The 10,227-nt window shown below is 71.0% G+C and carries 13 protein-coding genes; 7 read left to right on the top strand and 6 right to left on the bottom strand.

The features are described 5' to 3' along the window. Positions 1-246: 246 nt before the first annotated feature. From EOINJALH_RS30265 to EOINJALH_RS30275, 3 genes are all read right to left on the bottom strand, one after another. Positions 247-555, bottom strand: a complete 309-nt coding sequence (locus EOINJALH_RS30265; RefSeq protein WP_088287307.1) for a hypothetical protein — start codon at positions 553-555, stop codon at positions 247-249. Positions 556-634: 79 nt separating this feature from the next. Next, positions 635-1,264, bottom strand: a complete 630-nt coding sequence (locus EOINJALH_RS30270) for a hypothetical protein (RefSeq protein ID WP_144290229.1) — start codon at positions 1,262-1,264, stop codon at positions 635-637. Positions 1,265-1,275: 11 nt separating this feature from the next. Continuing rightward, positions 1,276-2,841 (bottom strand): DUF4331 domain-containing protein, encoded by a 1,566-nt coding sequence (locus EOINJALH_RS30275; protein ID WP_088287311.1) that lies wholly within the window; start codon positions 2,839-2,841, stop codon positions 1,276-1,278. Between the two features lie 207 nt (positions 2,842-3,048). On the opposite strand from EOINJALH_RS30275, the gene EOINJALH_RS30280 reads away from it, so the two are divergent. Together EOINJALH_RS30280 and EOINJALH_RS30285 are read left to right on the top strand one after the other, a co-directional pair. Next, complete coding sequence (locus EOINJALH_RS30280; RefSeq protein ID WP_088287313.1) at positions 3,049-3,621, top strand: TlpA disulfide reductase family protein; 573 nt, start codon at positions 3,049-3,051, stop codon at positions 3,619-3,621. Positions 3,622-3,683: 62 nt separating this feature from the next. Next, on the top strand, positions 3,684-4,415 hold the full coding sequence (locus EOINJALH_RS30285) for a glutathione S-transferase (RefSeq protein ID WP_088287315.1): 732 nt from the start codon (positions 3,684-3,686) through the stop codon (positions 4,413-4,415). 9 nt (positions 4,416-4,424) lie between these two features. Here EOINJALH_RS30285 and EOINJALH_RS30290 read toward each other — a convergent pair whose 3' ends face one another. Then, positions 4,425-4,748 carry a ferredoxin gene (locus EOINJALH_RS30290; RefSeq protein ID WP_088287317.1) on the bottom strand — a complete coding sequence of 108 codons (324 nt, stop codon included), beginning with the start codon at positions 4,746-4,748 and terminating at the stop codon, positions 4,425-4,427. A 227-nt stretch (positions 4,749-4,975) separates the two neighbouring features. Further along, a complete protein-coding gene (locus EOINJALH_RS30295; protein ID WP_088287319.1) occupies positions 4,976-5,335 on the bottom strand; it encodes a hypothetical protein in 360 nt (119 codons plus the stop codon). Positions 5,336-5,482: 147 nt separating this feature from the next. On the opposite strand from EOINJALH_RS30295, the gene EOINJALH_RS30300 reads away from it, so the two are divergent. Beyond that, positions 5,483-6,421 carry a TerB family tellurite resistance protein gene (locus tag EOINJALH_RS30300; protein WP_088287321.1) on the top strand — a complete coding sequence of 313 codons (939 nt, stop codon included), beginning with the start codon at positions 5,483-5,485 and terminating at the stop codon, positions 6,419-6,421. After that, positions 6,414-6,803, top strand: a complete 390-nt coding sequence (locus EOINJALH_RS30305) for a nucleotide pyrophosphohydrolase (RefSeq protein ID WP_310732363.1) — start codon at positions 6,414-6,416, stop codon at positions 6,801-6,803. Before EOINJALH_RS30300 ends, EOINJALH_RS30305 begins: the two co-directional genes overlap by 8 nt. A gap of 23 nt (positions 6,804-6,826) precedes the next feature. On the opposite strand, the gene EOINJALH_RS33095 is transcribed toward EOINJALH_RS30305, so the two are convergent. Then, the gene (locus tag EOINJALH_RS33095) at positions 6,827-7,024 is read right to left on the bottom strand and encodes a hypothetical protein (protein ID WP_088287324.1); all 198 of its coding nucleotides are present in this window, start codon (positions 7,022-7,024) and stop codon (positions 6,827-6,829) included. A 148-nt stretch (positions 7,025-7,172) separates the two neighbouring features. On the opposite strand from EOINJALH_RS33095, the gene EOINJALH_RS30315 reads away from it, so the two are divergent. The 3 genes from EOINJALH_RS30315 to EOINJALH_RS30325 are packed head-to-tail and all read left to right on the top strand — an operon-like array spanning position 7,173 to position 10,081. Continuing rightward, positions 7,173-7,769 carry a MarR family transcriptional regulator gene (locus EOINJALH_RS30315; protein ID WP_234414114.1) on the top strand — a complete coding sequence of 199 codons (597 nt, stop codon included), beginning with the start codon at positions 7,173-7,175 and terminating at the stop codon, positions 7,767-7,769. Then, positions 7,732-8,184 carry a DNA-binding protein gene (locus tag EOINJALH_RS30320; protein WP_088287328.1) on the top strand — a complete coding sequence of 151 codons (453 nt, stop codon included), beginning with the start codon at positions 7,732-7,734 and terminating at the stop codon, positions 8,182-8,184. The genes EOINJALH_RS30315 and EOINJALH_RS30320 overlap by 38 nt, the downstream gene beginning before the upstream one ends. A 10-nt stretch (positions 8,185-8,194) precedes the next feature. Next, entirely contained in the window at positions 8,195-10,081 is a 1,887-nt protein-coding gene (locus EOINJALH_RS30325) for a DEAD/DEAH box helicase (protein WP_088287330.1), read from the top strand. Positions 10,082-10,227 lie beyond the last annotated feature (146 nt).

Below are 10,227 nucleotides of genomic sequence, written 5' to 3' on the forward strand. Positions count from 1 at the left end.
TCCTCCAGGTTCCACGTGTCGTCGCAGGGCGCGACGGGTCTTGTGTGGATGCATGCGAACTTCGTGCAACCTGGCGGCGCGTTGGAGCGGCCACCCTGCGGCTTGGCCCCGACAGAGGGGCCATCCGGCACGGAGATACAGGGCTCCGAGAAAACCCTGGCACCCGTTCGAAGCGTCCAGCCGCGACACCGCGCGCGCGACATCGCGCACGCCTGCGCGTGCGGTGGGGCCCTAATCCCTAACGGACTATTCCGGCGTCCCTGGGTCGGCGTCCGCCCCGCCATCGGCCAGCGCCTGCCGCGCCAGCTCTTCCTCGCTCAGCTCGGGCGCGGCCTGCAGCGCAGCCAGCTCCTCCAGCATCTCGGGCGTGGGCTGGGCGGTGCCCAGCATCACGTCCTCGAAGGTGGGGTGGGGGGCCGGTCGCTCCTCGTGGTCCACCGGCGAGGGATGCACCACGGCGGGTTCCAGCGCCGGCAGCTTGGCGGCGGCCAGCTCGAGCTGTTCGTCGATCAACTTGCTGAGCTCGCCTTCGCGGGGGGTGTCGTCGGGGGTCATGGTCGGTCTCCTTGCATGGCCCATCTTGCGCCCTTCGGCGCCGGCGCGCCAGCGCGGGTGCCGAAGGGCTTGATGCACCTCAGCCCGACCGCGGGCGCGCCCCCCGTCGACCGACCCCGGCGGCCAGCGCCAGGGCCAGCGCCACCACAGCCAGGCTGGCCGGCTCGGGCACCACGTTGACGCGCAGGTTGTCGATGCTGAAGTCGGGGCCGAAGTCGTTCACCGGCGTGCCGTTGGGTCGCAGTTCGAACGAGCTCAGGCCCAGCCAGTTCAGCGTCACCGTGGCCATCGTGGCGAGGTCCGGCAGGTCGACGGTGAGGCTCAGGTCGCCAGCGGCGGTGTGGCCGATCACGGTGACCGACTCGGCCCAGGCCTCGGTGAAGTCGACGAAGCTGCCGCCCAGGTCGAACGACAGCAGGTCGAAGCCCTGCCCCGACGACGTGGCCACCCGCAGGTTGGCCTGGTTGGCGGCCACCAGCGTCCGGCTGCCGTTGCCCACGTAGGCCGGGTCCTGCAGGCCCGAGACGAAGAACGACGCATCGGCGCGGCCGCTTTGCAGGGTGAAGTCGAAGCCCTCGACCGAGTGGGTGTCGCCGTCGCCGAGCACCAGCACGAAGTCGTCGGGCTCGAAGGTGACGACCGCGGCCTGGGCCGCGCCGGCCAGCCCGAGCGTGGCCGCCAGGGCCAGCGTGGAAAGGATCCTGTGCATGGCCATGTCCCTCAGTTGGAGCCCGCGGTGGGCGTGAAGAGGTACGGGAAGCCCGGCAGCAGCGGCACCACCGCCTGGTCGACCGCGTCGTGCAGCTTGAAGGCGGTGTCGCCCAGCGGCACCACGCCCGGATGGCAGGCGGCACCGAAGCCCAGCGTGTTGCCGGCGTTGGCGCGGCACAGGCCGCCCATCATGGCCACCAGCGAGATGTCGACCACGTCGTCCTTGGGCCGGCGGCCGTTGGGGTAGCCCGCAAAGTCGGTGCCGCCGCTGAGCAGGCTGCCGACGATGCCCAGCCGGTTCTGCGACGCGAAGGGCACCGCGGCGATCGACGTGTTCAGCCGCAGCATCTCCGACGGGGTGACGTTGATCGGCCGGTTGACGCCGGGGATGCCGGTCAGGAAGGTGGTGACGAGGTCGTTGCGCGGGAAGTTGGTGGGGGACACGCCGGGCAGCGCCAGCGCGATCTCCAGCAGCTTGGGCAGGGTGGGGTTGGTGACGTAGTTGATGAACTGGGCGTCGCCGCCGGGCTTCGACGCGTTGAAGCGGTCCTTGTCGGGCAGGCCGATCACCACCTCGTTGACCAGCGGCATGCCCAGCCGCGACACCTGCACCCAGGCGCCGCCGACGGCGGCCGACGTCTGGTGGCCGCTGGGCGGCACGGGCAGCAGCGTCTGGGCCTGGCGCAGGCTGGCGGTGGTCCAGGCGCCGATCACCGGGTCGGCGGCGCCCGGGGCCAGCAGGCAGCTCTTGTGCACCTCCAGCGCCAGCGTGGTGACGTTGGCGCCGTCGATGGTGTTGGGCGCGGCGTTGATCAGCGCCGGGTCGGTGATCACCGACACCGGGGCGTTGACCAGGTCGAAGATCACGCCCAGGTTCACCGCGAACGCCTCCTTGCGCTGGCCGACGAACACCTTGCCCGGCGTGGCGCAGCCGGGGATGTTGACGCTGTAGACATGTTGCGCTGCGTAGGTGGCGTAGTTGGGGACGGTCTTGACGCCTATGTGGTCGACCGGCTTGTCGAACATCGCGCTGCTGTTGGCGGCGTTGGTGACGGGCGCAACGGCGCCGGTGCGGCGGTCGCCACGCACCAGGTTGAGGGTGAAGCGCTCGTTGACGTTCAGGCTGGGCGAGTTGGGCGTCGAGACGCCGCCGGCCTGGATCAGCGGGATCGGCACGTTCAGGCCGTCGATCGGCAGCGAAATGCCCTTCAGCGCGTTCTGGAAGCGGAACTGGAAGGTCAGGTCTTCCTTCGCGTCGCCGTTGTGGTCGACGTGGATCTCGTACAGCGCGTTGGGGTCCATCGCGAAGTAGTTGGGCCCGCCGTAGGGCGCCTGCAGCGGCTGGTAATTGGCGATCAGCGTGACGTAGCCGGCGCGGCCGGGCTCGTAGCTGTTGAACAGGTAGAGGTCGGTGCCGTCGACCTTGGGCGCGGTGGTGATGAACGGCGCCTCCCGGTGGCTGGAGGCCTGTGCCGGCGCGGCGGCCAGCAGGGCCAGCGTCGCCAGGACGGCGCACAGGGGGCTGGCGGCCGGGGCCGTCGGCCACCAACGGCGGTGCACGGAGGGATGGGTCATGGTCGGGTTCCTCAGGGTTGATGTGGTGTTGGCACCCCGCGGGGCGCGGTGCGGCCGGCGCAGCGCACCCGACCGCCGGGGCACCCGCCAAGGCCGACATACGCAGGGCACCGGCGACCGGATGCACGACCGTGCCGGCCGGGCCGTTGGCGGCCGGCTGGGTTACGCTGGCGCCCTGTGCTGCCCCCGCCACGCCGATACCGCCCCATGCCCACTGCCAACGCCCTGCCGCCTTGCGCCACCGCACGACCCACCCGCCGCCACGCCGTGGCGCTGCTGTGCGCCGCCGCCATCGGCCCCGCGGCGCGGGCGGCCACGCCCGGCGAGGTGATGGTGGGCGCGGTACTGCGCGACGCCACGATGCAGGGCCTGAACGGGCCGGCCAAACGCCTGTCGGACTTCCGCGGGCGGCCGCTGATCATCAACGTGTGGGCCAGCTGGTGCGGCCCCTGCCGGCAGGAGATGGCCTCGCTCGAGCGGCTGGCCTGGAGCGACCGGCCCGAGCGCTTCACCGTCATCGGCATCTCCACCGACGACTACCCCGACAAGGCACGCGCGCTGCTGAAGCAGACCAACGCCACCATCAGCCACTTCATCGACGAGAAGCTGCTGCTGGAGAACATGCTGGGCGCCGACAAGCTGCCGCTCACCGTGCTGGTCGACGCGCAGGGCCGCGTGCTCGAGAAGGTGGTGGGCGCGCGGCAGTGGGACGGGCCCGAGGCGGCCCAGCTGATCAGTCGCACGTTCAAGCCCGCGCCGCCGGCCCCGGCCAAGCGCTGAGAGTGCCCCCCAGGCCGACGACCTGCGTCGTCCGCCCCCGGGGTGCAGGCTACATTCGGCCAATGGCATATGAACTCCACTACTGGCCGACGATCCAGGGCCGCGGCGAATTCGTCCGGCTGGCGCTGGAAGCGGCGGGCGCCCCCTACATCGACGTGGCGCGCGGGCCGGAGGCGTCCGGGCAGGGCGTGCCGGCCCTGCAGCGGCACCTGACCGACCGCAAGGCCACGCTGCCGCCGTTCGCGCCGCCCATTCTGAAGGACGGGCCGCTGGTCATCGCGCAGACGGCGGCCATCCTGCATTACCTGGGACCGACGCTGAAGCTGGTGGGCCGCAGCGAGCCCGCGCGGGTGGCCACGCAGCAGATCCAGCTGACCATCGCCGACGCGGTGAGCGAGGCGCACGACACCCACCACCCGGTGGGCATGGGCCTGTACTACGAGGACCAGAAGCCCGAGGCGCTGCGCCGCGCCACCGAGTTCTGCCGCGTGCGCATGCCCAAGTACCTGCAGTGGTTCGAGACCATCGTGGTGCGCAACCCGGCGGGCTCGCGCCAGCTGGTGGGCGGCAAGGTCAGCTACGCCGACCTGTCGCTGTTCCAGCTGATCGAGGGCCTGCGCTACGCCTTCCCGCAGGCGGCCGCGCAGGCGCTGGCGCGCACGCCCGCGATCGTCGACCTGCACGACCGCGTCGCCGCGCTGCCCAAGGTGAAGGCTTACCTGAAAAGCGAGCGGCGCCTGCCCTTCAACGAGCAGGGCATCTTCCGCCGCTACCCTGAGCTCGACCTGCCGTAGCGGCGGGCCTCACCAGGTGGAGGCCGGGGCGCGCAGGCGCTCCACCGGCGTGCCGCCGACCAGGTGCTGGTCGAAGATCTCGGGCACGTCGCCGGCCGTCACGCCCTGGTAGAGCACGTTCTCGGGGTACACGACCAGGTTGACGCCGCCCTCGCAGGGGCCTAGGCAGCCCGAGTAGGTGATGCCCACCTGCTCGAAGGCCTGGCGCTTCTGCAGCTCGCCCCACAGGGCCTGCAGCACCGCGGGCGCGCCGCGGGCCGCGCACGAGCCGCGCGGGTGGCCCGGCGGGCGCTGCTGGTTGCACACGAAGACTTGGCGGGTGGGGTGGTGCATGGCGGGGTTCCTGCGGTGGGGACGGATGCTGGTCTCGTGCACGGACCATGCCAGTGGGTGCGCGGGGCGGGCTGGTCGGTCCCGGCCGCGCGGCGGGCATGGGTGGCGCCGCGGCGATCACCGGCCCTGCCGCGGCACGACCAGGCCGAGCGGCGGTGTCGGGTTTGTCGCATCCCGGACGTCGGTGGCGCGGCAGTGGTCCGGCGGGTGGCCAGCGCGGTCCGCGGCTAATGCGGCCTGAACTCGAACAGATCCGGCTCGGCGCGGCGGTACACCTGCAGCCACATCAGCGTGGCCGGCACCATCGACCGTGCCGCGAACCAGGCGGCGTCGTCGGCCGACGGCCCGGCCTGCGACAGCGCCGTCGCGGTGCCGTGCCAGCCGGGCCAGTCGATCTCGGGCATGGCGTCGTGGGCCGCCTCGGGCAGCGCCTGCAGCGCATCGGCGATCTCCAGCAACTGGCGCCGCACCTCGTGGCGGGTGAGGCGGCTGCGGGCGAAGTCGGCCTCGTCCAGGCCGTCGACGAGCGTCAGCACGCTGTCTCCTGCCTCGGCGATGACGCCCAGCATGGCGGCGGTCACGAGCATGGTGCGGGTCTCCGATGTCGGGGCGATGTGGCGTGGCGAATGCAAGCGCCGTACCCGTGTTCGGTGGCCGCCGGTGAGGGCCGTTCACGGAACCTTCGCGCCGCGCGCCACACAGAGGGACACTGTCGTCCTACCTGGAGCCTGACCATGACCCCCAACGAAACCCGCGCCATCGTCACCGTGAGCCTGCTGGCGGCCTTTGCCGATGGCGACAAGCACGAGCGCGAGCGCGCCGAGATCAAGCGCATCGCCGACGGCTTCTCGCAGGCCGACGGCCTGCACCTGCCCACGCTGTACCAGGACGTGCTGATGAAGCGCGTGTCGCTGGCCAGCGTGCTGCCCGAGCTGGTGAGCGACGACGCCAGGCGGCTGGCCTACGAGATGGCGGCCTGCGTGTGCGACGCCGACGGTGCGCAGTCGACCGCCGAGCAGGCCTTCCTGGCCGAGCTGTCCACCGCGCTGCGGCTGGACGCGGGGTCGACAGGGCAGTTCTCGCAGCAGGCGGAGGCGATGGCCACGGCGCCACTGGCCGGTGCGGCCAGCACGGCCGGTGCCACCGCGGCGCCCGTGGACGATGCCGCGCTGGACTCGGCGATCCTGAACGCCGCCATCCTGAACGGCGCGCTCGAACTGCTGCCGGAGACGCTGTCGACGATGGCCATCATCCCGCTGCAGATGAAGCTGGTGTACCGCATCGGCCAGGCCCATGGCTACGAGCTGGACAGCGGCCACGTGAAGGACTTCCTCGCCACCGCCGGCGTGGGCCTGACCTCGCAGTACCTCGAGCAGGCCGGGCGCAAGCTGCTGGGCGGGCTGCTCGGCCGGGTGGGCGGCGGTCTGCTGCGCGGTCTGGGCAACCAGGCGGTGAGCACGGGCATGAGCTTCGCCGCCACCTATGCACTGGGCCACGTGGCCAAGCGCTACTACGCCGGCGGCCGCGTCATGTCGGCCCAGGTGCTGAAGGATGCCTATGCGCGCATGACGCAGGAGGCGCAGGGCCTGTACGGCCGGCACCTGCCGGCGATCCAGGACAAGGCGCGCACGCTGGATGCCGGCAAGGTGCTGGGGCTGGTGCGCGGTGGCTGAGCGGCCCGGGCCCGAGCCGCTGGACCTGGCCATCCTGCAGGCCACGCTGCGTCAGTTCGCGGCCGACCGCCAGTGGCAGCCCTTCCACACGCCGAAGAACCTGTCGACCGCGCTGATGGTGGAGGCGGCCGAGCTGGCCGAGATCTTCCAGTGGATGACGCCGGAGCAGTCGGCCCGGGCCCACGCCGACCTCGCCACCCGCGAGCGCATCGCCCACGAGATCGCCGACGTGCTGCTGTACCTGGTGCAGGTGGCCGACCACACCGGCGTGGACATCGCGCAGGCGGTGCGCGACAAGCTGGTGCTCAATGCGCGGAAGTACCCTGCTGCTTCGCCACTGGGGACGGGGCCCGTGTCTGGCGCGGCGTTGGTGGACGAGTGATCCTTGGGGTCGGACGGGTGCGTTCAGCGCGCCGCCTGATGCTCGCGGCAGTACTGCAGCCCTCCGAAGCGCGCTTCGTTGTTCCAGCAGAATTTGCCCTCGGCGAAACTGAGTTTGGCGCCGCAGGTGGAACCGCCGGTCGTGATGACGATGCCGCCATTGAAGCTCTGCATCAGGTTGAGGGAGAAGTGCAGGTCCCGGGTGACCAGGAGGTGGTCCATCTGCGCCACTTCGGTTTCCCAGTGATCGACCAGGATGCGGTGCGGCCGTCAGGGCCTTGCCGGCCACTTGCTCCGCCACCATGCCTTTCGAACGCGGAGATGTTCTCAAAACAGCTGCATTTGTAGCAAAATCGGCTACATGAGGTCAATGGCAGACCATCTGTTGGGGCAGACGCGTGCGGCCGTGCTTGGTGCGCTGCTGCTGCATCCCGAGGCGTCGCTGCATGTGCGCGAACTCGCGCGCCTGACCGGTGCCTCGGCGGGTTCGCTTCACCGCGAACTGCGCGCCCTGGCCGAGCTTGGTCTGTTGATCCGACAAGAGGTGGGGCGACAGGTGCATTACCGCGCCAACCCAGCCAGTCCGGTGTTCGCCGAACTGGCCGGACTGCTGCGCAAGACCGGGGGCCTGGCCGACGTCTTGCGCAACGCGCTGTTGCCACTGGGCGGCAAGGTGGCGCAGGCGTTTGTCTACGGCAGCATCGCCGCTGGCACCGAGCGTGCGGGCAGCGATGTGGACGTGATGGTGTTGGGAACCGTCGGGTTCGCCGATCTGGCGCGTGTCTTGGCGTCGGTGCAGGATGCGCTGGGCCGGGAGGTCAACCCGACGGTGATGGCGCCGCGAGACTTCACGCGCCGCTGGGCCGCCGGCGATGGCTTCGCACGCAGCGTGGCGTCGGGTCCGCGGATCTGGCTGATCGGAGGCGAAGATGACTTTGCAGAACTTGTTGCGCATCGGAAAGCTTAGGTCGCATGCGCCCACGGCGGCCGAAGTGCAACGGCTGTTGGCGGCCATCGACCGCAACCTCGCCGACGCCGGGGTGACGTCGATCAGCGACGAGACGCGATTCGACGCTGCCTACAAGGCCGTCATGCAGTGCGCCTTGGTCGCCATGATGGCCGCCGGCTTCCGGCCCGCAACCAGTGAGCCAGGACACCACTTGACCGTGATCCAGTCGCTGCCGCTCACGCTCGGCGTCGGCAATGATGTATGGGTCGTGCTCGACGCCTTGCGCAAGCAACGCAACGCCAACGACTACACCGGTCACCCGATCACTCCGGGCGTGGTCTCCGAGTGCCTTGTGCAGGGGAAGGCATTGCGCAAACTGCTGCGCACCCACCTCGCCGCGCACCACGCCGATCTGCTGAAGACCGTGGAGTGAACTTCTACCGATGGCCCTCTTCCCCCAAGGCCTGACCCACGTCGACCAGCGCTGCAATGCCGGCGAGCGGCGCGTGCTGCACCAGCTCAAGCGCTGCCTGGACAACGACTACCTGGTGTGGCACGACGTGCCGGTGGGGCCGCGTGCGCGGCAGCCCGATTTCGTGGTGCTGAGCCCGCGACAAGGGTTGCTGCTGCTCGAGGTGAAGGCCTGGAAGCGGCCGACGCTGCTGAGCGCCTCGCGCGACCGGGTCGAACTGCAGACCGCGCGCGGCCGTGTCGTCGAGGCCAACCCCTTGCGCCAGGCGCGCGACCATGCGATGGAGCTGGTCGATGCGATGAAGGCCGATGCGGCGCTCACCCATGCCGACGGCCCGTTCCAGGGCAGGCTGCTGTTCCCGTACGGCTGGGGCGCCGTGTTCTCGCACATCGCGGTGGCCGAGGTGGCGGGCACCGACTTCCACGCGGTGTTCCCCGGCCACCAGGTGCTGTTGCAGGACGATCTGGCCGACTCGGTGGAGCCTGGCGACTTCCAGCGGCGCCTGTGGGGCATGTTCACCGTGAGCTACCCGCACACGCTGACGCTGCCGCAGCGCGACCGCATCCGCTGGCACCTGTTTCCCGAACTGCGCGTGCCCACGCAGGCGGCGCTGGACTTGGCCGGCGCCGAGGCGCCTGCAGGTGCCGCGCCACCGGCCCTGCCCGACCTGCTGCAGGTGATGGACCTGCAGCAGGAGCAGATCGCCCGCACGCTGGGTGAGGGCCACCGCGTGATCCACGGTGCGGCGGGCTCGGGCAAGACGATGATCCTGATCTGCCGAGCGCAGCACCTGGCCGCGGCGGCGCGGCCCGACCAGCCGGTGCTGGTGCTGTGCTTCAACCGCACGCTGGCCGACCGCATCGGCGCGCTGCTGCGACACCGCGGCGTCGACGAGCGGGTGCAGGTGCGCACCTTCCACAGCTGGTGCAAAGACATGGTCGACAGCTACCAGCTCAGCGTGCCGCAGGTGGCCGACCGCGACGAGCACTTCCGCCGCCTGGTGGCCACCGTGGAGCGCGCGCTCGAGACCGGCTTCGTGCCCGGTGGGCAGTACACCGCGCTGCTGGTGGACGAGGCGCACGATTTCGAGGACGGCTGGCTGCGCATGGCGGTGCGGCTGGTGAACCCGGCCACCAACAGCCTGCTGGTGCTGTACGACGACGCGCAGTCGATCTACCAGAAGAAGCGGCGGCGCTTCCACTTCGCCAGCGTCGGCATCGAGGCGCGCGGCCGCACCAGCATCCTGCGCATGAACTACCGCAACACCGCCGAGGTGCTGGCGCTGGCGGTGCACTGCGCACAGAGCCTGCTGGACGGCGCGGGCGAATCGCGCGACGACGACGAGGTGACGCTGGTGCAGCCGGCCAGCGCCGGCCGCCGGGGCCGCCTGCCGGTGCTGGTGCAGGGGCGCGACGAGCGCGACGAGGCCGAGGCGCTGGCTGAGCGCATCGCCGAGGCCATCGCCGCCGGCACGCCGGCGCAGGAGATCGCGGTGCTGTGCCGCACCAAGGCGCTGATGCGGCCGATCGAGCAGGCGCTGGCGCGGCGGCGGCTGCCCTGGCAGTCGATGAACGCGCAGGCCTTCCGTCGCTTCGACTGGGTGCGGCCCAGCGTCAAGCTGCTGACGATGCACAGCGCCAAGGGGCTGGAGTTCCGCCTGGTGCTGGTGGCCGGACTGCAGGCGCTGCCGATGAAGGGCGAAGCGCTCGAGGACGCCGCGCGCCTGCTCTACGTGGCGATGACGCGCGCCACCCACGAGCTGGTGCTGTCGGCCCACGGCCGCTCGGCCATCGTCGACCGGGTGCAGGCGTCGCTGGGCGAGGTGACGCAGGCGTTCGTGCGCGCCGACGCGGCCTGACGGCGAAGGGTTCTCGAAGCGTTCGAAGCATGGGCCATGGGGTGCCTGTGGGCTTGTTGCGGCCGTTCGTTCCGTCCGACGATCTGCGCGGCGCGGCGCGGCGCGGCGCGACAGGCGGCAGCCGACGGTGGCGCTGACTGTGGCGG

It is taken from the genome of Ideonella sp. A 288, assembly GCF_002198735.1.
GTDB lineage: Bacteria > Pseudomonadota > Gammaproteobacteria > Burkholderiales > Burkholderiaceae_C > Pseudaquabacterium.